The sequence below is a fragment of the Marichromatium sp. AB32 genome, assembly GCF_003718675.1.
Classification (GTDB): domain Bacteria; phylum Pseudomonadota; class Gammaproteobacteria; order Chromatiales; family Chromatiaceae; genus Marichromatium; species Marichromatium gracile.
This window is the reverse complement of record NZ_RHFJ01000021.1, coordinates 19,278-40,676: the sequence shown is the minus strand read 5'-3', so window position 1 is coordinate 40,676 and position 21,399 is coordinate 19,278. Positions and strand designations below refer to the sequence as shown.

The following is a 21,399-nucleotide window of genomic DNA, read 5'->3' as shown; positions in this document are numbered from 1 at the left end:
TTCAAGCGAAGACCGAACATGATACTTGACCAAGGCCCCAAAAATCGCCACCCGGGACGCGATTTTCGCCCCGGGTGGCGCCCCAACCGTCGGTGGCCCGGGGCGCGACTCAGGCGCCGGGCTCGCCGGGTCGGTCGAGCAGCAGCGCATCGCGCAGCTGCAGCGCGCCGACCCCGAGCAGCCCCCCGATCACCACCAGCAGATAGATCACCGCGACGGGCTGCTGCAACAGCACGAAGCCGAGCAACGCGAGCCCCGCAGCGAGTTCCGGCAGACCGCCGCGCCACTGGCGGCGGCGCGCACCGGAACCACCCCGACGCTTCGGGGTACGGACGAACTCGCTGCGATGACCGAGCAGCGCCTCGGCCCCGGCGCGGGCATTGGAGAGCAGCAAGCCGCTGGTGAGCACCAGGGCACCGGCGACCTCGCGCGCGGTCTCCCGCACCCCGCCCCCGTGACCGGCGAGCAGCAGGAAGCCGACCGGCGCGACCAGCCCGAGCACCGAGGCGGTGATCGCCACCGTGCCCAGCAGCGCGCCGCCGACCGCCGCCCCGGCGATGAACGGCAGCCCCATCAGCAGACACAGCGAGCCGAGCAGGAAGGCCAGCGGCTGGGCCAGCTCGAGACCGATCAGCAGCTTCTGCCACGGCGCCAGGCGCGGGCTCGACCAGACCATCGGGGCGAGCTTGAGGAAGCACTGGGCGAAGCCCTTGCTCCAGCGAAACTGCTGGGCGCGCCAGGCGCGCGTCGAGGTCGGCAGCACCGCCGGCACCTCCAGCGCGCCGAGGAAGGCCGAGCGCCAGCCGCGCAGGTGCGCGCGCAGACTCAGGTCCAGGTCCTCGGTGAGGGTGTCGCCGTGCCAACCGCCGGCGGACTCGATCGCCGCGCGACGCCACACCCCGCCGGTGCCGTTGAAGGGCACCGGCAGGCCGAGCCGCCAGCGCGCCTCCTGCTCGACGCGGAAATGGGCATCGAGCAACCGCGCCTGCACCCGGGTGAGCAGGCTGTGGTCACGGTTGCGGTGCGCCCAGCGGGTCTGCACATAGGCCAGCCCCGGATCGGCCTCGAGCACCGCCACGGTGCGACGCAGGAAGTCCGGCGGCGGTGCGAAGTCGGCGTCGAAGATCGCCACCAGCGGCGCCTCCGAGCACTCCAGTCCGGCGGCCAGGGCGCCGGCCTTGAAGGCGGTGCGCTCGCGCCGGTGGATCAGCTCGACGCGCAGCCCGGCGGCACGGGCGCGGGCCACCGCCTGCTCGCTGAGCGCCAGCGAGTCGTCGGTGCTGTCATCGAGCACCTGTACGTGCAGCCGCTCGCGCGGCCAGTCGAGCGCGGCCATGTGTTCGAGCAACGGGCCGATCAGTTCGCCTTCGTTGTAGAGCGGCAGCTGCACCAGCACCTCGGGCAGTCGCTCGGGATCGAGTGCGGCGCTGGCGAGCGCTCGCCGGGGCGCGAGCAGGCGCGCCAGACTCAGGGTCGCCAGATTGGCGGAGAACAGCGTCAACACCACCAGGGTGAGCGCGAGGAGCGGAATGAGCAACCATTCCAGTGCAGTCATAGCGATCGGTATCCGTCAGGCTTCAACAACACCACCCCGACGCCGTAGACGTCGGGGTGGCAGGGAGGTGGCGGCGTCACGCGGACGCCGGCGCGGGAAAATCACTGGGATCGATGAGGGATTCTACGCCCTCGCGGGACGGACGCAATGCGGCCAGCGGCCAGCGGCCAGCGGCCAGCGGCCAGCGGCCAGCGGCCAGCGGCCAGCGGCCAGCGGCCAGCGGCCAGCGGCCAGCGGCCAGCGGCCAGGATTGAACCGCAAAGCCGCGAAGCGCGCAAAGTGAATGATGTGTGATGTCGGCGTGCGGCCGCAGGCGGTGCGGGTCCGCACCCACTGACGGCTGGTCGCTGGCGACCTCCCTCACCCCTCCACCCGCACGCGGAACCAGAGGGCGTAGAGCGCCGGCAGGAACAGCAGGGTGATGGCGGTGCCGACCAGGATGCCGCCGATCAGCACATAGGCCAGCGGTCCCCAGAAGGTGTCGGTGGCCAGCGGCAGGAAGGCGAGGATGGCGGCGACGGCGGTGAGCACCACCGGTCGGGTGCGGCGCACCGTGGCCTCGATCACCGCGTCGCCGCGGGCCATGCCCGCGGCGAGGTTGACCTCGATCTGCTGGGCGAGGATCAGGGTGTTGCGCATCAGGATACCGGCCAGCCCGAGCATCCCCAGCAGGGCGACAAAGCCGAACGGACGATCGCCGACCAGCAGCGCCAGGGTCGCGCCGATCACCCCCAGCGGCGCGGTCGCCACCACCATCAGGGTGCCGGAGAAGCTGCGCATCTGCAGCATCACCACGATCAACAGCAACGCCAGCATGATCGGCTGTACCCGCTGGATCGAGGCGTCGGCCTTGGCCGACTGCTCGACCGCGCCGCCGATGTCGATGCGATAGCCCGGCGGCAGGGTCGCGCGCAGCTCGGCCAGTCGCGACCAGATCGCCATGGTGACGTCCGGCGGCTGGGCACCGCTCACCTCGGCCTGCACCGCGATGAAGGGCTCGCGGTTATAGCGTTTGAGCACCGGGTCCTCGAAGCCGATGCTGAAGCTGCCGGCCTGGGCCAGCGGCACGGTGCGCCCGTCGAGCGTCTTCAGGGTGAGGTCGGCGAGCGCCTCGGCCCGCACCGCCTGGTCCTGGCTGCCGCGCAGCACCAGCGAGACGTTGCGGATGTCCTCGCGGATCTCGGTGGCGACGATGCCGGTGAGCGCGTACTGCATCTGCTGGGCGATCTCGCGCGGGGTCAGCCCGATCAGTCGCAGCCGGTCGGGGTCGAGCGCGAGACGCACCACCGGCACCCGCTCGTCCCAGTCGAGATGGGCGCCGCGGGTGTGCGGATCGGACGCGACCAGGGCGCGCACCCGGTCGGCCAAGGCGCGCAGCTGCAACGGGTCGGGCCCGACGACGCGGAAGGTCACCGGCCAGATCACCGGCGGGCCGTAGAGCAGCCGGTGCACCCGCACCCGCGCCTCGGGGAAGTCGCCGGCGGCGATGTGCGACTCCAGCCGCGCGATCAGCGCATCGCGCGCGGCGACGTCCTCGGCCACCACGATCAGCTTGGCGAAGGCCGGGTTGGGCAGCTCGGGGTTGAGCGCGAGGAAGAAGCGCGGCGCGCCGGCGCCGACATAGCTCGACACCGAGGCGATCCCCGGGGCCTCGGCCAGGACCGACTCGACACGACGGGTCACCGCGTCGGTCGCGCCGATGCTGCTGCCCTCGGGGAGATAGATGTCGACCAGCACCTCGGGGCGGTCCGAGCTGGGGAAGAACTGCTTCTGCACCGGACCGGCGAGCCCGGCGACGGCCAGCGCCAGCAGCGCGAAGGTGAAGCCGACCACCAGCCGCTTGTGGCCCACGCAGCGGCGGATCAGCGCGCGTAGCCGCTGGTAGAGCGGGCCGTCGTAGCCCTCGCCGTGATCCTTGCCGGGCCTGGGGTCGGCGAGCAGCAGCGAGCCCAGATAGGGGGTGAAGGTCACCGCCACCAGCCAGGAGACGAGCAGCGCGAAGGCCAGCACCCAGAAGATGTTGCCGGCGTACTCCCCCACCCCGGAGCGGGCGAAGCCGATCGGCACGAAGCCGATCGCCGTCACCAGGGTGCCGCTGAGCATCGGCGCGGCGGTCACCGTCCAGGCGTGGGCGGCGGCGCGCAATCGGTCCCAGCCGGCCTCCATCTTCACCAGCATCATCTCGATGGCGATGATGGCGTCATCGACCAGCAGCCCGAGGGCGATGATCAGCGCGCCGAGCGAGACCCGGTCGAGATCGATGCCGCGGATCAGCATCAGCAGGAAGGTCAGCCCCAGGGTCAGCGGGATGGCGATGCCGACCACCAGTCCGGCGCGCCAGCCGAGGGCGACGAAGCTCACCAGCATCACCACCCCGACGGCGACCAGGAACTTGATCTGGAACAGGTCGACGGCGTGGGCGATGGCGTCGGCCTGGTCGGTCAGCCGGGTCAGGGTGATGCCGAGCGGCAGCTCCGCCTCCAGACGCGCGACGAAGTCATCGAGCCGCGCGCCCAGCTCCAGCCCGTTCTCGCCGCGCCGCATCACCACCCCGAGCAGCACCGCGTCCTCGCCACCGGCGCGGACCAGGTACTCGGGCGGGTCCTCGTAGCCGCGGCGCACCTCGGCGACCTCGCCGAGACTGACCAGCTGGCCACCGACGCGCAGCGGCACCCGGCGGATCTCCTCCGGGTCGCGCAGCCCGACATCCAGGCGCAGCGCCAGACGCGGCCCCTCGGTCTCGACGAAACCGGCCGGCAGCAGCTGGTTCTGTGCCTGCAGCGCGTCCATCACCGCCTGCGGGGTGAGCTGCAGGTTGGCCAGCCGGGCGTGATCGAACTCGACGAAGAAGCGCTGCGGACGCTCGCCGAGCAGTCGCGCCTTCTGCACCCCCTCGACCCGCGCCAGACGGTCGCGCACGCGCTCGGCCTCGCGCACCAGCAGGCGCGGCTCGAGCCCCGGCGCCGCGAGCGCATAGAGGGCGAAGTAGACGTCGGAGAACTCGTCGTTGACGAAGGGGCCGCGCACCCCGGCGGGCAGGCTCGGGGCGGCGTCCTGCATCCGCTTGCGTACCTGGTAGTAGAGCTCCGGGATCTCCTCCGAGGGGGTGTAGTCCTGGAACTCGACGAGCAGGTCGACGCGCCCGGGGCGCGCGGTGGTCTCGACCTTGTAGAAGTAGGCGACCTCCTGGATGCGCTTCTCCAGCGGCTCGGCGACCAGATCCTGCATCTGTCGCGCGCTCGCCCCCGGCCACTGCGCCGAGACCACCATCACCCGCACGGTGAAGGCGGGGTCCTCGGCGCGACCGAGCTGGAGGAAGGCCATCAGCCCGACCAGCGCGGTGAGCAGGATGAAGAACAGGGTGACGGAGCGCTCGCGCACCGCGAGCGCGGAGAGGTTGAAACGTCCCTCGCTCATGGCCGCACCCGCACTCGCTGACCGGGTTCGAGCCGATCGACCCCGAGTGCGACGATCGGGGTCCCGGGGGCGAGCCGGGTGTGGATCTCCACCCCGCTGTCGAACAGCCCCAGCACCCGCACCGGCTCGGCCACCACCTGCTCGCCGTCGATCCGAAACACCTGGGCGCCGCGACCGCGTTCGAGCACGGCGCCCAGGGGCACCCGCGCCACCAGGCCCGCGGCAGCGTCGAGCGGGCTGGTGAAGCGCAGGGTGACGGTGGCGCCGAGCGGCGCCGCGGCGCCCTCGATCAGTCGATAGCGGGCGCGCCAGGTCCGGGTGGCGGCGTCGGCCGCCCCGGCCAGTTCGCGCAACTCGGCATCGAAGCCCGCGCTCACGCCGAGCAGTCGCGCCGCGGCGTGCTCGGGCAGCGCCTCGAGCCGGTCCTCGGGGACCTCGACCTCGGCCTCGCGCGCGCCGTCCTCGGCGAGCACCGCAATCTGTTCGCCGGCGGCCACCACCTGTCCCGGCTGACCGGAGACGGCGATCAGCACGCCGCTGGTGGGCGCGCGCAGGGTGGCATAGCCGACCGCGTTGCGCGCCTGCTCGAGGCTCGCCTCGGCGGCCACCAGTCGCTCGCGCGCGGCACGCGCGGCGGTCTCGGCGCGATCGTACTCCTGCTGGCTGGCCAGGCGACGCTCGAGCATGTCGGCGAGACGCTCGCGCTCGCGCTCGGCGTTCTCGGTCTCGGCGCGGGCGCTGGCCACCGTGGCCTCGGCCGCCACCCGCTGCTGTTCGACATCGGCCGGATCGAGGGTGAAGAGCGCAGCACCGGCCTCGACCCGCTCGCCGGCATCGACCGCACGGCCGACGATCGCCCCGCCGATGCGAAAGGCCAACGGGATCTCGTGACGGGCATGGACGCTTCCGGTGAGTCGCCAGACGGTGCCCGCGGCGGGTTCGAGGGTGGTCGCCAGCACCCAGGGCGGGGCCTCGGCGACGGCTTCGCTCCCGGAGGATTCGGGCTGACAGGCGCCGAGCAGCAGCGCCAGCGGAAGGATCAGGTAACGCACTCGCGGGACTCCACCCGTTCGTCGCTGAACGGGATTCGGTTATGGTCTGGACGGCCCCCGTGACGGGACCTATCCATTATTAATGTACGAAAGCGTTTAGTAAATGCAAAAGACCACGACCAAGCCAGAGGCCGCCACCACGCCACGCCGCGGTCGGCCACCCGATCCCGCCAAGCACCAGGCGATCATCGACGCCACCCGCGCGCTGTTCTTCGCCGGCTCGACCAAGGCCTTGAGCATCGAGGGCATCGCCCGCGCCGCCGGGGTGTCCAAGGTCACCGTCTATGCCCACTTCGGCGACCTGCAGGGCCTGGTCCGCGCCACCGTGCTCGCCCAGCGCGCGGAGATGACCGCGATCCTCGACCAGCTGCCGACCGACGCGCCGGGGCTGCGCCGCACCCTGATCGAGTTCGGCGGGGTGTTGATGGAGTTCCTCTCCAGCGAGGACTTCGTCACCATGCACCGGATGGTGGCGAGCCAGGCGAGCCAGCAGCCCTGGCTGGGACCGCTGATCTATCGCGAGGGTCCGACGGCCACCCGCGACAAGCTCGCCGATATCCTCGCCGAGGCGGTGCGCCGCGGCGATCTGCGGGCACACGACTGCACCCTGGCCGCCGAGCAGCTGTTGGGGATGTGGCAGGGGTTGCAGACCACCGGGCTGTTCAGCGGCGGCTGTCCGCGCGCGGACGCGGCGACGCTGGCGCGCCGGATCGAGCAGGGGGTGGAGGTGTTGTTGCGCGCCTACGCCCCGGAGCCCGCCGACTGAGGACGGGTGACGGGGCGGAGCGGCGCATCGATGGGTTCAGCCGCGCCGTTGGCGCAGCGCTTCGTAAAGACAGACCCCGGCAGCGACCGAGACGTTGAGGCTCTCGACCTGACCGAGCATCGGCAGCCGCACCAGGGCGTCGCAGCGCTCCCGGGTGAGGCGGCGCAGCCCGCTGCCCTCGCGGCCCATCACCAGCCCCAGCGGGCCGCGCAGATCGGCGCCATAGAGCTCGGCATCGGTCTCGCCGGCGGTGCCGATCAGCCAGATGCCGCGATCCTTGAGCCGGTCCATGGTGCGTGCGAGGTTGGTGACCTGGACATAGGGCACAGTCTCGGCAGCACCGCTGGCGACCTTGCACGCCACCGGGGTCAGCCCGACGGCGTTGTCCTTGGGCGCGACCACCGCATGCACGCCGACGGCGTCGGCGCTGCGCAGACAGGCGCCGAGGTTGTGCGGGTCCTGCACGCCGTCGAGCAACAACAGCAGCAGCGGCGTCTCGAGGGCGTCGAGCAGACGATCGAGATCGGCCTCGGCGCGCGCCGCGGGCACCCGCACCCAGGCCACCGCGCCCTGGTGGTTGGCGCCCTCGGCGGCGCGCTCCAGGGTGTCGCGGTCGACCTGACGGACCTCGACGCCGGCGGCGCGCGCCAGCTCGGCGAGCTCACCGAGACGACGGTCGCGCCGGCTGCGTTCGAGCCAGAGCGCGCCGACCCCCTCGGCGCCGAACTTCAGCGCCGCGCGGGCGCTGTGGATCCCGGCGACTGCGGCACAGTCCTTCATGCCTGCGGGGCCCCGTTGCCATTGCCGTTACCGTTGCCGCTCTTGTTGCGCTTGCGCCGGTTGCGCGAGCGCGGCTTGCGCGCCTTGGTCTCAGCCTTCGAGGCCTCGTCACCCGAGGGCGCCACCGGCTGCTGCGCGGGTGCGGCGACGGACTCGGGCGTCGTCTTCTTCGGCTTGCGCTTGCGCGGACGCTTCTTCGCCGGCGTGGGGGCATCCCCGCCCTGCTCACCCTGGGGAGCGGGCTCGGCCGCGGGCTCCGGCTGCACCTGCTGCACCTGCTGCGTCTGCTCGGACGCGGCGGGTTGGCGCGCACCCTTGGGCTTGCGGCGCGACTTGCGCGGCTTCGGCGTCTCCTCGGCGGCGAGCTCGGGCGCGGGCGAGTGCTCGACGACCGGCTGCTCGACCGACTCGACCGGCTGCTGCGGTTGACCCTCGGCGCGCTGCTTGCGGCTGCGACCGTTGCGCTTGCGGCTGTTGCGCGAGGCGCCGGGCTTGGGCGCGCGCTTGGGACGCGTCGACTCGGCGAGCACGAAGTCGATCTTGCGATCGTCGAGGTTGACCGCCGCGAGCTGCACCCGCAGCCGATCGCCGAGCCGGTAGACGGTGCCGGTGCGCTCGCCGTCGAGCCGGTGCCCGATGGGATCGAAGTGGTAGAAGTCGTTGTCGAGCGCGGTGATGTGCACCAGACCGTCGATATGGACCTCGTCGAGCTCGACGAACAGGCCGAAGGAGTTGACGCTGGTGATGGTGCCGTCGAACTCCTGACCGAGCTTGTCGCGCATGAACTCGCACTTGAGCCAGTCGGAGGCGTCGCGGGTGGCCTCGTCGGCGCGCCGCTCGGTGCCCGAGCAGTGCTCGCCGGCCTGCTGCAGCTCGGTCTTGGAGTAGTCGAGATCGGCCGCGGTGGCGCCTGCCAGCACCTGCTTGATGATGCGATGGACGATGAGGTCGGGGTAACGGCGGATCGGCGAGGTGAAGTGGGTATAGGCGTCGAAGGCGAGGCCGAAGTGCCCGGCGTTGTCGGAGCTGTACATCGCCTGCTGCATCGAGCGCAGCAGCACGGTCTGGATCAGGTGGCGATCGGGGCGATCCTTGACGTAGTCGAGCAGCTCGGCGTAGTCGGCCGCAGTCGGCTTGGCGCCGCCGGGCAGACGCAGCCCGAGCTGACCGAGGAACTCGCGCAGGTCGCTGAGCTTCTCCTCGCTGGGGGTGTCGTGGATACGGAAGATCGCCGGGATGCGGCGACGCTCGAAGAAGCGTGCGGCGGCGACGTTGGCCGCGAGCATGCACTCCTCGATGATGCGATGGGCATCGTTGCGGATCACCGGGACCACGCCGGAGATGCGGCCCTGGTCGTTGAACTCGAACTTGCTCTCGGTGGTGTCGAAGTCGATCGCACCGCGCTCGGCGCGCGAGCGCTGCAGCACCAGGAAGAGCTGATAGAGCTCGTGGAGATGGGGCAGCACCTCGGCATGCTGCTCACAGAGCTCGGCATCGCCGGCGTCGAGCATCGCCCAGACCTCATCGTAGGTCAGACGCGCGTGCGAGCGCATCACCGCCTCGTAGAAGCGGCTGCGGATCATCTTGCCCTCGTCGTTGAGATAGAGCTCGGCGGTCATGCACAGCCGATCGACGTGGGGGTTGAGCGAGCACAGCCCGTTGGAGAGCACCTCCGGGAGCATCGGGATCACCCGGTCGGGGAAATAGACCGAGTTGCCGCGGGCATAGGCCTCCTTGTCGAGCGCGGTGCCGGGGCGGACATAGCTCGAGACGTCGGCGATACAGACCAGCAGCTTCCAGCCCTTGGGGGTGCGCTGGCAGTAGACGGCGTCGTCGAAGTCGCGCGCGTCGGCCCCGTCGATGGTCACCAGCGGCAGCTTGCGCAGGTCGACACGCCCCGCCTTCGCCTCTTGCGGCACCTCCGCGGAGAGCCCGGCGATCTCGGCCTCGACCTCGACCGGCCACTCCACCGGCAGGTCGTGGGTACGGATGGCGATGTCGGTCTCCATCCCGGCGGCCATGTTGTCGCCGAGCACCTCGACGACACGACCGATCGGCTGAGTGCGACGGGTCGGCTGGTCGGTGATCTCGGCGACCACGATCTGCCCCTGGTCGGCGCCGGCATAGCGGTCGCTGGGGATGATGACGTCGTGGGCCAGACGCTTGTTGTCGGGCATCACGAAACCGACACCGCTCTCCTTGTAGAGCCGCCCCACCACCGAGCGGGTGTTGCGCTCGAGGATCTCGACCACCGCGCCCTCGAGCCGCCCGCGACGATCCCGGCCGCTGACCCGGACCACCGCGCGGTCGCCGTGGAACAGCGTGCGCATCTCCTTGTTGTAGAGATAGAGGTCGTCGCCACCGGCGTCGGGACGCAGGAAGCCGAACCCGTCGGGATGGCCGATCACCCGTCCGGCGATCAGGTCACGCTTGTTGACCAGACAGAAGGCGTCGTTGCGGTTACGCACCAGCTGGCCGTCGCGCACCATGGCGCCGAGACGGCGCTCGAGCGCGATCAGGTCCTGCTCGTCGTCGAGCCCGAGCACGCCGGTAAGCTCCTCGAAGGACTGCGGCGCGCCCGCTTCCTCCATGCGTTTGAGGATGAACTCGCGGCTGGGGATGGGGTTTGCGTACTTCTTCGCCTCGCGCTGGCGATGCGGGTCCGCGTGTCGCGCGGTCGATGAGGGTCTTCTTTTTGGCACGTGAATCCAGTCTGTCGGAAAAAAATCCAGTTTAGCGTTGACAGGGTCGGCTTGTCTCACTATTATTTGCCGCCTCGCCAGGGAGCGACGGGCCAAGACCCATCATCCCGACCCTCATGCCGAGGTGGCGGAATTGGTAGACGCGCATGGTTCAGGTCCATGTGGGCGAAAGCTCGTGGAGGTTCAAGTCCTCTCCTCGGCACCATCTCCTCTCCGAGATCCCCCTTCCCCGATCGCATCCGTCGAGTCGCTTGACCACAGAGTCATTCCAATGACGCTGCAGCGATCGAGTCGCACCCCTATGTTAGCCGAAAAGTCGCCGCTTCGCTTGCGAGCTGTCCGAGCCTCATCGCCAGGATCGGTCGAGACGACGGTTTTGCGCGCGCCACCACAGGGTCGCGCCGCGCCGCAACCCGTCAGAGCCGCACCTGATGATGCTCCAGCGGATGACCGAGCTGGCGGTAGTGACGATAGCGCGCCCGCCCCGCCTCGAGCACGCTCGGCGTCTGGTCGAGCGGCTCGCAGACCCGCGCGAAGGGCGAGAGGTCGTCCGGCGGCGTCAGCGCAAGATTGACCAGCACCTCGGTCGGCACCGGCGGGCGCGGATCGGCGCCGATCAGCACCGGGGTGAACTCGGCATCGACCTGCCCGACCAGCCCATGAGGCAGAAAACCGTCCTCGCGGAAGGTCCACAGCAGCCGGTCGAGATGGCGCGCCCACTCGCTCTCCGGACAATACACCAGCACGCGCAACCCTTCGGCACGGATGCGCTCGAGCAGGCGACAGGTGAAGATGAAGCGGTCGCCGCTGCTGTCCGCGGCAAGGGTGTAGAAGTCGATACGGGTCATGGGTCCAGAGCGCTGAGGCCGTGACGGCGGGATGATCGGACATGCGCGCCGACGGCGGCGCAACGGTGCGCCCATCATACCGATCGCGCGTCGACCACGCCTCACCGAGACGATGAATGCGATCGCTGGAGCGCCTTGCCGGGACGCAGAAACGAAAAAACCGACCAATGGTCGGTTTGCTTCTTTCGCTTCAGTCACGTCACTGGGACATGAGCTTGGAATATGGTGCCGAGGAGAGGACTTGAACCTCCACGAGCTTTCGCCCACATGGACCTGAACCATGCGCGTCTACCAATTCCGCCACCTCGGCATGAGGGTCGGGACGATGGGACCTGGCCCTTCGCTCCCTGGCGAGGACTGGAACTTTAAGGCTTCAGTCCGATCGTGTCAAGCCCATTTGAATCATCCGCCCCATTGCCCCCTTGGAGTCAGCCTCCATCGAGCCCCCTCCCCGCCCGGCGCCGGCGCATCCCGAGACTCAGCGCTCCCCCGGGGTCATCCGAGCGCGCGCCGCACCCAGCGTCACCAGGGCCGCATCGAAGTCGAAGCGCTCGATCTCGTGGGCGAGCGCGCGCAATCGATCCCCCAACGCCGCACGCAACAAGGGTTCGGCCTCCTCGAGCAAGTGCAACGCGGCGGCGTCATCCTCACGCAGCAGGCGTTCGAGTTCGTCGAGGGTCGAGGTGAAGTGACCGGGGTCAACCGCATCATCGATCGCAACGCGCTCATCCTGCCCTTCGGCCGCCAGTTCATCCAGCCCACGCTCGACCAGGCGCAGCCCCCGTTCGAGTTCGACCAGCAGCTCGGCACGCCGCTGGCGCGTCTTTTCGCTGTCGCGCTCGATCAGCGGGAGCAGCCGGATCAGCGGTTCGGTCACGGCATCGACGGCCACCGTCGCGGCGGCACCCTTGCAGGCATGCACCAATTGACGGGCGTGAGCCAGCTGATCACGGGCCAAGGCCTCGGCGATGCGCTCCGGCTCCCGGCCATGATCACGCAGGAAGAGCCGCAACAGCCGCAGGTAGGACTGGGTGCGGCCGCGCACCGCGCTCAACCCGCGCAGCCCGTCGATGCCCGGAAGCGCCGCCAGCCGTGCGGCCAACGCGGTATCGTCGGGCACGATCTCGGGCAGCGGGGGGCGGGCCGACTCGATGGACGGCGCACCATTCGAGAGCCACTTGAGCAGGATGCCGTAGAGGGTGTCGGGATCGACCGGCTTGGCGACGAAGTCGTTCATGCCGGCCCGCAGACACTGCTGCCGGTCCTCGTCGAAGACATTGGCGCTCATCGCCAGGATCGCCGGCTGCTGCTCCAGCTCCAGGGCGCGGATCCGGCGGGTCGCCTCCAGACCGTCCATCTCCGGCATCTGCACATCCATCAACACCAGCGCATAACGTTCCACCCCGACCTTGGCCACCGCCTCGGCGCCATTGTTCGCGATATCGACCCGGAGCCCGACCGACTGCAGCAGGTCGAGCGCCACCTCGCGATTGACCACATTGTCCTCGACCAGCAGCAAGCGGGTCCCGGAGAAGCGCTCGCGCAGCTCCGCCTCCTGGGACGGCGCGACGACATCGAGCTGCGGCGGCACCTTGCCACGCCCGCGCTGCAACCGGGCGGTGAACCAGAAGGTGCTACCGTGACCGGGCTGACTATCGACCCCGACCGCGCCGCCCATCAGCTCGGCCAGACGTCGGGTGATCGCCAGCCCCAACCCGGTCCCACCGTGACGACGGGTCGTGGAGGCGTCGGCCTGCTCGAAGGCGGTGAACAGGCGCACGCGCTGCTCCGGCGTAATGCCGATACCGGTATCACTGACCTCGAAACGCACCAGTACCTCATCGGCATGCTGCTCGAGCAGCCGCGCACGCAGCGCGATGCGACCGTGCTCGGTGAACTTGACGGCATTGGCGGCATAGTTGAGCAGCGCCTGGCGCAGCCGCGTCGGATCGCCGTACAGCCAGTGCGGCACATCGTCGCAATCGATCTCCACGGCCAGCCCCTTGACCCGCGCCTGATCGGCGATCAGCGAGCGTACGTGATCGAGGATCGCGAGCAGCGGGAAGTCGAGCTGGTGCAGCTCCATCCGTCCGGCCTCGATCTTGGAGAGATCGAGGATGTCGTCGATGATCGACAGCAGGTGACGTGCCGCGCCGCTGATCTTGTCGAGCCGTTCGCTCTGCGAGGGAGCCAGCTCGTCGCGCTGGAGCAGATAGGTGAGCCCGAGGATGGCGTTCATCGGGGTGCGGATCTCGTGGCTCATGTTGGCGAGGAAGGCACTCTTGGCACGGGTGGCCGCCTCGGCGCTCTCGCGCGCGCGTTCGAGTTCCACCGTCCGGTCGGCCACCAGCTCCTCGAGATGATCGCGGTGCTCGGCGAGCTCGCGCTCGATATGGCGCCGCTCGGTGACATCGGTCTTGATCGCCGCGTAATGGCTGATGCGGCCGTCGGGCTGGCGGATCGGGCTGATGATGGCGAACTCGATGAACTCCTCGCCGTCCTTGCGTCGATTGACGAACTCACCGCTCCACGAACGCCCGCCGGTGATCGTCCGCCACAGCTCGACATAGGTCTCGTGCGAGGTCTTGCCCGAGCGCAGCAGCCGCGGGTTCTTGCCGAGCACCTCCGCCTCGGTGTAGCCCGAGGTCCGCAGGAAGGAGTCGTTGACGAACTCGATACGACCCTCGAGGTCGGTGATGACGATGCTCTCCTGGGTCTGCTCGATCACCCGCGAGAGCCGTGTCACCTCTTCCTGGGCACGCTTGCGTACGGTGATGTCGCGACAGACACAGAACACCAGCCGGACCTCGCGATGCTCGATCTGATTGAAGGCGACCTCGACATCGATGCATTGGCCATCGCTGCGCCGCCACTTGGTCTCGAGGATGCCCGAGCCGAGTTCGAAGCGCTGCAGCACCTCCAGCGTCCGCTCACGCGACCAGTCCGGATCCCACTCCCAGAGCCGCAGCTGCAGCGCCGCCTCGAGCGAACAGCCGAGCATCCCGGCGAAGCTCTCGTTGGCCTCGAGCACACCGCCGTCCTGGTCGAGTATCACGATCGCATCGCGCGACTGCTCGATCAGGATCTTGCGCATCAGCGCCTCGTCGGCCTGGGCCTGCTCGGCACGGTGGATCTCGGTGATGTCGCGCGCGATCCCGAACACCCCGATGACCTCGCCATCCCCGTTGCGCAGCGGCCCCTTGGTGGTCTGCATGATGCGCTCGCCGGCGGCGCAGCTCAGGTGTTCGAGAAAGGTCGTGTTGACCCCGCGGGCGACGGTGTCATGGTCCCTGGCCATGACCTGAGCGGCCTGATCGGGCGGGAACAGCAGCCGGTCGTCCTGACCCAGCACCTCTTCGGCGCGATATCCCACCAGGGTGGTGGCGGCGCGATTGAAGAGCAGATAACGCCCTTCGAGATCCTTGGCGAAGATGGCATCGGGCGAGGCCTCGGCGATCGCCCCGAGCAGGTTCAGCGCGCGCAACCGCTCGTCGTGCGAATGACGCAGCCGCTCGGCATAGAGCAGGCGCTGACGCTGGCGCAACAGCGCCGCGCCGGCCAGGACCATCAGCGCCGCCAGCAGCGCCGCCAGCACGATCCAACGCACATCGCGCACCACCCCGGCCCACAGCTCGCGACGATCGACCTTGGCGACCAGGAACCAGTCCACCCCGGGAACCGACAGCACCACGCCGAGCGAGGGCACCCCGCGATAATCCACCCCCTCGACCAGGGTGCCGAGCAATTCCGGGGCGAGCATCGCCTGCACTGCGATCACCCGCTCGGCAGTCAGCGGGGTCCGCGACCGCGCGGCGCTGTCCGGGCGATAGCGAAAGGCGTTGAGCGACACCACGGCATCGCCCTCGCGCCGAAACAGCAGCGATTCGCCCGAGGAGTTCGGCAGCGGCCAGAAGGAGAGCAGCGGATAGAGGTTCTCGGTGGGATCGTTGTGCAGCACCGCCACCGGCGGCGACTCCTGCTGATCGAGCGGCAGCGGCACCAGGAAGTCGACATGAAGACGGTCGCCGGCATCGCGATAGGGCCCCTGCACCACGACCTGCCGCACGACGACGGCCTGAGCCACCGCCTCGCTGAGCAACCCTGGCAGCGGTGCCCCGGGACCGCCGGCACCACAGAGTTGATCACCCTCGGGGCCGACCAAGCGCGCCTCGCCGAAATTGTTGAAACGGGCATACTCGAGGATCCGTGCGCACAACACCTCGCCCACGGCGGCGTCACCGGCCCGCCAGTCGCGATAGAGCCCGGCATACAGCCGGCTGGTCTGGATCATCCGCGCGTCACCGAGGCGCTCGTCGAGCCAGTGCTCGACCTGGCGCACCTTGAGCTCGGCGATGGTCTGCAGGGTCTCGGCGAGTGTCGTGCGCTGGTGCTCGTAGGAGAACCAGCCCCCGGTGATCGCCAGCGACACGATCGCCGTGAGCATCAACAGCACCGGCGGCCATTGCGCACGCGGCAACCTGGACGGTGGAGCCGGTTCCAGCGCCCGGTCCGCGGCGACGAGCAACAGCAGCGCGCTGGCGGCGACCAGCAGGGCGCCGGAGAGCACGCTCGCCATCACCAGCCAGGGCGGCCCACCACCCAGCGCAACCAGCAACAGGTCGGAGAACAGCACCCACAACCCGGCGACGATGACATATCCGATCGGCCACCGGCGCCCGGCATGTCCCTGCCCCCCGACGGTGGCGCGCCCCTGATCGGTCTTCATCGACGGGCGTTCACCCGGAAAGCCCTGGCGTGATGACCCGCTGCGGAGCCGCTATCCCATGATCGCGCCATCGCCTTCACCTCCATCTGAATGCTTGATTGGGCTGCACTGGAGCGGGCGCCGCGAATCACTGACCCGCCGTCACGACTGTCGCGGACTCATGCCTCGATCTCGCCGAATCGCGTGGCGATCTCGCAGAACTCATCGAAGCGCGCCATGAAGGCATCGGTGACATCCGGGTCGAAGTGCGTGCCCCGACCGGCGAGGATGATGTCGCGCGCCTCCGCAAATCCCATCGGCGCCTTGTAGACCCGGCGCGAGATCAGGGCGTCGAAGACATCGGCGAGCGCCATCAGTCGCGCGGCGATCGGGATGGCATCCCCGGCGAGCCCCTCGGGATAACCGCTGCCGTCCCACTTCTCATGATGATAGTGGGCGATGTCCTTGGCGAGTGCGAGAAACTCGACCGGACGCTCGGCATCGCGCTCGGCCTGCTCGATGGCGAGGCTGCCGAGTTTGGCATGGGTCTTCATCACCTCCCACTCATCGGCCGACAGACGACCGGGTTTGCGCAGGATGTGATCGGGGATACCGACCTTGCCGATATCGTGCAGCGGTGCCGAGCGCGCCAGCTCCTCGATGGTACGCCCGGCGAGGAAGGTCTCGAAACGCGGGTGTTCGCGTAGCTGCCTGGCCAGGGCGTGGACATAGCGCTGGGTGCGGCGCAGATGGTTACCGGTCTCGGGATCGCGGATCTCGGCCAGGTGCGCCAGGGCGAGGATGCTGACCTGCTCGGTCAGCACGTTGTCGCGCATCCGCCGCCTGATCTCCAGCTCGAGCTGGGCGTTGTGGTCACGCAACAGATCACGCGCGCGCTTGAGTTCGAGCTGGGTACGGACACGGGCGAGCAGGATGCGCGGATTGACCGGCTTGGCGATATAGTCGGCGGCGCCAACGTCGAGTCCGCGGGTCTCGGCCTCGTCGCTGTCCATCGCGGTGACGAAGATCACCGGGGTGTCGGCGGTCAGCGGATCGGCGCGCAGCCGCTCGAACACCGCATAGCCGTCCATGTCCGGCATCATCACATCGAGCAGCACCAGATCGGGGAGCGGCGCGCGACTGACCACGCGCAACGCCTTCTCGCCGGAGATGGCCACGCGCACCCGGAACTCCGGCTGCAGCAGCTCGCTGAGCACCACCAGGTTCTCGGGCGAGTCATCGACGAGCAGGATCGTCGAGCGGTTTCCATCGAGCATCGTCACCTCCTTTTGCCTGCCACCGGCCTCGACGCGACGCATCACCGGCAGGGCCTCACCCTGCCCCCGGCGCACTCGGCGAGTGCGCCGCACCCCGTGTGCGATCAGCGCTCGGCGCTCAGCGCCTCGACCCGCTGGAAGCCGCGCGGCAACAACCGACCGCGACGACCGCGATCACCGCGATAGGCCTCCAGATCACGCGGCTTGAGCGTCAGCTCGCGCTTGCCGGCGCGCACCCGCAGCACGCCATCGGGCGCGACCACCGCCATCGCCACCATCAGCTCCTCGCGCGCGGCGGCGCGGGCAGTGGGGATGGCGATCAGCTTGTTGCCCTTGCCCCGGCTCATCTCCGGCAGCTCCTCGAGGGGGAAGAGCAGCAGATGACCGCTGCTGCTGGCCACCGCCACCAGCGCGCCCTCGACCGCCGGGACCGCCACCGGGTCGAGCACCTCGGCACCCTTGGGCAAGGTCAGCACCGCCTTGCCACCCTTGGGCTTGGCCACCAGGTCGGCGGCGCGGGCGAGGAAGCCGTAACCGGCATCCGAGGCGAGCAGATAGCGCCCCTCGACGGCGGCCAGCACCGCCACGAAACGCGCCCCCGAGGGCGGGTCGAAACGCCCGGTGAGCGGCTCGCCCTGGCCGCGTGCCGAAGGCAGGGTGTGGGCCTGCAGGCTGTAGCTGCGTCCACGCGAGTCGAGGAAGGCCACCGCCTGATTGCTGCGCGCGCGCGCCGCGGCGAGGAAGCGATCCCCCGAGCGATAGTTGAATCCGACCGGGTCGACGTCGTGACCCTTGGCCGCACGCGCCCAGCCCTTCTCCGAGAGCACCACGGTCACCGGCTCGCTCGGCGCCAGCTCGGTCTCGTCGATGGCGTTCGCCGCGGCGCGCTCGACCAGCGGCGAGCGCCGCGCATCGCCGTAGCGCTCGGCGTCGGCGGCGAACTCCGCGGCGAGCAGCCGGCGCAGCGCCGCGGGGTCGTCGAGGATGGCGCGCAACTCATCGCGCTCGGCAGTCAGCGTCTCCTGATCGGCGCGGATCTTCATCTCCTCGAGCCGCGCGAGCTGGCGCAGTCGGGTGTTGAGGATGTAGTCGGCCTGGGTCTCGGTGAGCGCGAAGCGCGCCATCAGCACCGCCTTGGGCTCGTCCTCGGTGCGGATGATGGCGATCACCTCGTCGAGGTTGAGGAAGGCGATCAGCAGCCCATCGAGCAGATGCAGGCGCTCGAGCACCTTGTCGAGCCGGTGGTTGAGGCGGCGGCGCACCGTCTCGGTGCGGTAGGCGAGCCACTCGACGAGGATCTCGCGCAGGTTCATCACCCGCGGGCGACCGTCGAGCGCGATCATGTTCATGTTGACGCGATAGCTGCGCTCGAGATCGGTGGTGGCGAACAGGTGCGACATCAGCCGCGCGATATCGACCCGGTTGGAGCGCGGCACGATCACCAGCCGGGTCGGGAACTCGTGATCGGACTCGTCGCGGAAGTCCTCGATCATCGGCAGCTTCTTGGCATTGAACTGCTGGGCGATCTGTTCGAGCACGCGACTGCCCGAGACCAGGTGCGGCAGCGCGGTGATGACGATGTCGCCGCGCTCGACCTCGTAGCGCGCGCGCAACCGCACGCTGCCGCCACCGCTGTGGTAGAGCTTGCGCAGGTCGGCGGCGGGGGTGACGATCTCGGCCTCGGTGGGATAGTCGGGCGCGGGGACGAAACGCATCAGCGCGTCGACATCGGCCTCGGGGTGCTCGAGCAGATGGGTGCAGGCGCGCGCCAGCTCACAGAGGTTGTGCGGCGGGATGTCGGTGGCCATGCCGACGGCGATGCCGGTGGCGCCGTTGAGCAGCAGGTTGGGCAGACGCGCCGGCAGCAGACGCGGCTCCTCCAGGGTGCCGTCGAAGTTCGGCTGCCAGTCGACCGTGCCCTGCCCCACCTCGTCGAGCAGCACCTCGGCATAGGGCGCAAGACGCGACTCGGTATAGCGCATCGCCGCGAACGACTTGGGATCGTCGGGCGAGCCCCAGTTGCCCTGGCCGTCGACCAGCGGATAGCGATAGGTGAAGGACTGCGCCATCAGCACCATCGCCTCGTAGCAGGCCGAGTCGCCATGGGGGTGGAACTTGCCGAGCACGTCGCCGACGGTGCGCGCCGACTTCTTGAACTTGGCCGTCGCCGACAGCCCCAGCTCGGACATCGCATAGAGGATGCGCCGCTGTACCGGCTTGAGACCGTCGCCGACATGGGGCAAGGCGCGATCGAGGATGACGTACATGGAATAGTCCAGATACGCCTTCTCGGTGAAGGCCTTGAGTGGGCGCTGCTCCAGGCCCTCGGCGGAATAGCTGATGGTCTCGCTCATGATTCTCGATACGTCAGGGGTCGACACGCAAGGAAACCCATCATGATGCGCCAAGGCGGCGCCGAGGACAAACCAGGGGACTCACCCCTGTCGCGCCGTCCTGATCGCCGCCAGTCGCGCCTCGCGGATGCGCCCGGCGATCAACCGCGGTTCGGGGGCGGCGCGGGCGATGGCACCGACGTCGAGCGCGGCGACCGCCGCCTGCAATCGGCGCAGCAACGCCGCCTGCGGGTAGTCGCGCTCGGCATAGCCGGTGCGACCGCGGAAGTCGGCCTCGCAGGCGATCAGCATCTGCTCGAAACGCTCGGGCCGGCGCAGCGCATCGGTGCGCTCGAGCAGATCGAGCACCGTGGTGTCGCGCAGCTCCTCGACCTTGTGCACCAGCCCGTGCTGCCCGGCGGTGATGCGCGCCAGCTCGCGACAGCGGTTGGGCACCCGGAAGCGGTCGCAGACCGCCTCGAGCAGCTCGACGCTGCGCGCCTCGTGACCGTGGTGGCTGGGCAGGATCTCCGCCGGCGTGGTGCCCTTGCCGAGGTCGTGACAGAGCGCGGCGAAGCGCACCTCGAGCAGCGGCGAGAGCCGCGCGGCCATGTCGAGCACCAGCATCGCGTGCACCCCGGTATCGACCTCGGGGTGCCACTTGAGCGGCTGCGCCACCCCCCACAGCCGATCGAGCTCGGGCAGCAGCCGCGCCAGCGCGCCGCACTCGCGCAACACCTCGAAGAAGCGCGAGGGCCGGGGCTCGCAGAGCGCGCGCGAGAGCTCCTGCCACACCCGCTCGGGGACCAGGGCGTCGACCTCGCCGGCGGCGACCATCTCGCGCATCAGCGTCTGGGTCTCGGCGGCGACGGTGAAGCCGAGGTCGGCGAAGCGCGCGGCGAAGCGCGCCAGGCGGAGGATGCGCACCGGGTCCTCGGCGAAGGCCGGGGAGACGTGACGCAGCACCCGCGCCTCGAGATCGGCGAGCCCGCCATAGGGATCGACGATGCCGCCCTCGGCGTCCTCGGCCAGGGCGTTGACGGTGAGATCACGACGCAACAGGTCCTGCTCGAGGGTGACCTCGGGGGCGGCGTGCACGGTGAAGCCGTGATAGCCGGGGGCGGTCTTGCGCTCGGTGCGGGCGAGCGCGTACTCGTCCTTGGTGAGCGGATGCAGGAACACCGGGAAGTCCTTGCCGACCTGCTGGAAGCCGCGCGCGCGCAGGGTCTCGGCGCGCGCGCCCACCACCACGTAGTCGCGCTCGCGCACCACCCGCCCGAGCAGCCGGTCGCGCACCGCGCCGCCGACCAGATAGACACGGAGCCCGGCGGTCGCGGGGTCGGGTTGCAGGCTCGGATTGGGGGTCGGGTCGTCCACGGTCACCTCGGGCTGGTCTCGGATGGGTGATTATATCGGGACGATGCTTGCGGTTAGAATGCCCCATCGATTCCCCGCCCTGACCTGATGAAGGAGCGACGATGCGTTTTCTCGGCTATCTGATCCTGCTCGCCCTGCTCGGCTACGGGCTGTGGCCCTACTATGCCGTCTACCAGCTCGACGACGCCATCAACCAGGAGGACACCACCGAGCTGGCGGCCCTGGTCGACCTGCCGGCGATCCGCGCCAACTACAAGGCGCGGATCGCCGCGGGCGTCGAGGGCATGCTGCCGGCGGGCGAGGCCGGCGGGGTGATGCACTGGCTGCGCCAGAACGTCGGCGAACTCGGCGACGCCGCGCTCGAACAGGCCATCACCCTGCCCTGGGCGCGGCAGACGCTGCGCGAGGCGGTCGGGCGCGCCACCTCGCAGACCCCGCCCTATCTGCTCGCCGGCATCGACTACGCCTTCTTCGAGTCCTACGACCGCTTCCTGGTGCGTATCGGCCAACTCGGCAAGGCGCCGACCCATGTGCGTCTCGAACTCGAGGGGCGCGAGTGGCGGATCACCGACATCATCCGCTGAACC

Annotated in this window: 12 protein-coding genes and 2 tRNA genes; 3 read left to right on the top strand and 11 right to left on the bottom strand. The window is 69.6% G+C overall.

Annotated features, from left to right (window positions below; genetic code table 11):
- Positions 1–109: 109 nt before the first annotated feature.
- From EBL85_RS08475 to EBL85_RS08465, 3 genes are all read right to left on the bottom strand, one after another.
- Positions 110–1,555, bottom strand: coding sequence for a glycosyltransferase (locus EBL85_RS08475; protein ID WP_123142677.1), 1,446 nt, complete (start codon positions 1,553–1,555; stop codon positions 110–112).
- A 360-nt stretch (positions 1,556–1,915) separates the two neighbouring features.
- Positions 1,916–4,972 carry an efflux RND transporter permease subunit gene (locus EBL85_RS08470; protein WP_123142676.1) on the bottom strand — a complete coding sequence of 1,019 codons (3,057 nt, stop codon included), beginning with the start codon at positions 4,970–4,972 and terminating at the stop codon, positions 1,916–1,918.
- Positions 4,969–6,024 carry an efflux RND transporter periplasmic adaptor subunit gene (locus EBL85_RS08465; RefSeq protein ID WP_123141393.1) on the bottom strand — a complete coding sequence of 352 codons (1,056 nt, stop codon included), beginning with the start codon at positions 6,022–6,024 and terminating at the stop codon, positions 4,969–4,971. The genes EBL85_RS08470 and EBL85_RS08465 overlap by 4 nt, the downstream gene beginning before the upstream one ends.
- A gap of 103 nt (positions 6,025–6,127) precedes the next feature.
- Between EBL85_RS08465 and EBL85_RS08460 the strand changes: the two genes are divergently transcribed.
- Entirely contained in the window at positions 6,128–6,790 is a 663-nt protein-coding gene (locus EBL85_RS08460; protein ID WP_123142675.1) for a TetR/AcrR family transcriptional regulator, read from the top strand.
- 36 nt (positions 6,791–6,826) lie between these two features.
- Here the strand turns inward: EBL85_RS08460 and rlmB are convergent, their stop codons facing one another.
- Together rlmB and rnr are read right to left on the bottom strand one after the other, a co-directional pair.
- Complete coding sequence (gene rlmB / locus EBL85_RS08455; RefSeq protein ID WP_123142674.1) at positions 6,827–7,570, bottom strand: 23S rRNA (guanosine(2251)-2'-O)-methyltransferase RlmB; 744 nt, start codon at positions 7,568–7,570, stop codon at positions 6,827–6,829.
- Positions 7,567–10,272, bottom strand: coding sequence for a ribonuclease R (gene rnr, locus EBL85_RS08450; RefSeq protein ID WP_123142673.1), 2,706 nt, complete (start codon positions 10,270–10,272; stop codon positions 7,567–7,569). Before rnr ends, rlmB begins: the two co-directional genes overlap by 4 nt.
- Before the next feature lie 118 nt (positions 10,273–10,390).
- On the opposite strand from rnr, the gene EBL85_RS08445 reads away from it, so the two are divergent.
- Positions 10,391–10,477, top strand: a tRNA-Leu gene (locus tag EBL85_RS08445).
- 211 nt (positions 10,478–10,688) lie between these two features.
- On the opposite strand, the gene EBL85_RS08440 is transcribed toward EBL85_RS08445, so the two are convergent.
- From EBL85_RS08440 to EBL85_RS08415, 6 genes are all read right to left on the bottom strand, one after another.
- The gene (locus tag EBL85_RS08440; RefSeq protein WP_123142672.1) at positions 10,689–11,120 is read right to left on the bottom strand and encodes a DNA polymerase III subunit chi; all 432 of its coding nucleotides are present in this window, start codon (positions 11,118–11,120) and stop codon (positions 10,689–10,691) included.
- A 223-nt stretch (positions 11,121–11,343) separates the two neighbouring features.
- Positions 11,344–11,430: transfer RNA gene (locus tag EBL85_RS08435), tRNA-Leu, on the bottom strand.
- Between the two features lie 168 nt (positions 11,431–11,598).
- Complete coding sequence (locus EBL85_RS08430) at positions 11,599–15,846, bottom strand: PAS domain-containing hybrid sensor histidine kinase/response regulator (RefSeq protein ID WP_123142671.1); 4,248 nt, start codon at positions 15,844–15,846, stop codon at positions 11,599–11,601.
- 158 nt (positions 15,847–16,004) lie between these two features.
- Positions 16,005–17,102 (bottom strand): two-component system response regulator, encoded by a 1,098-nt coding sequence (locus EBL85_RS08425; protein ID WP_123142670.1) that lies wholly within the window; start codon positions 17,100–17,102, stop codon positions 16,005–16,007.
- A gap of 104 nt (positions 17,103–17,206) precedes the next feature.
- The gene (gene parC / locus EBL85_RS08420; RefSeq protein ID WP_123142669.1) at positions 17,207–19,456 is read right to left on the bottom strand and encodes a DNA topoisomerase IV subunit A; all 2,250 of its coding nucleotides are present in this window, start codon (positions 19,454–19,456) and stop codon (positions 17,207–17,209) included.
- Between the two features lie 81 nt (positions 19,457–19,537).
- The gene (locus tag EBL85_RS08415) at positions 19,538–20,812 is read right to left on the bottom strand and encodes a multifunctional CCA addition/repair protein (protein WP_223806102.1); all 1,275 of its coding nucleotides are present in this window, start codon (positions 20,810–20,812) and stop codon (positions 19,538–19,540) included.
- Between the two features lie 101 nt (positions 20,813–20,913).
- Between EBL85_RS08415 and EBL85_RS08410 the strand changes: the two genes are divergently transcribed.
- The gene (locus tag EBL85_RS08410; protein WP_123142668.1) at positions 20,914–21,396 is read left to right on the top strand and encodes a DUF2939 domain-containing protein; all 483 of its coding nucleotides are present in this window, start codon (positions 20,914–20,916) and stop codon (positions 21,394–21,396) included.
- Positions 21,397–21,399: the final 3 nt, after the last annotated feature.

Coding starts and splice junctions, on each gene's coding strand:
- EBL85_RS08475 (WP_123142677.1), bottom strand. CDS start 1,555: ATGACTGCACTGGAATGGTTGCTCATTCCGCTCCTCGCGCTCACCCTG.
- EBL85_RS08430 (WP_123142671.1), bottom strand. CDS start 15,846: ATGAAGACCGATCAGGGGCGCGCCACCGTCGGGGGGCAGGGACATGCC.
- EBL85_RS08440 (WP_123142672.1), bottom strand. CDS start 11,120: ATGACCCGTATCGACTTCTACACCCTTGCCGCGGACAGCAGCGGCGAC.
- EBL85_RS08470 (WP_123142676.1), bottom strand. CDS start 4,972: ATGAGCGAGGGACGTTTCAACCTCTCCGCGCTCGCGGTGCGCGAGCGC.
- EBL85_RS08425 (WP_123142670.1), bottom strand. CDS start 17,102: ATGCTCGATGGAAACCGCTCGACGATCCTGCTCGTCGATGACTCGCCC.
- rlmB (WP_123142674.1), bottom strand. CDS start 7,570: ATGAAGGACTGTGCCGCAGTCGCCGGGATCCACAGCGCCCGCGCGGCG.
- EBL85_RS08460 (WP_123142675.1), top strand. CDS start 6,128: ATGCAAAAGACCACGACCAAGCCAGAGGCCGCCACCACGCCACGCCGC.
- parC (WP_123142669.1), bottom strand. CDS start 19,456: ATGAGCGAGACCATCAGCTATTCCGCCGAGGGCCTGGAGCAGCGCCCA.
- EBL85_RS08410 (WP_123142668.1), top strand. CDS start 20,914: ATGCGTTTTCTCGGCTATCTGATCCTGCTCGCCCTGCTCGGCTACGGG.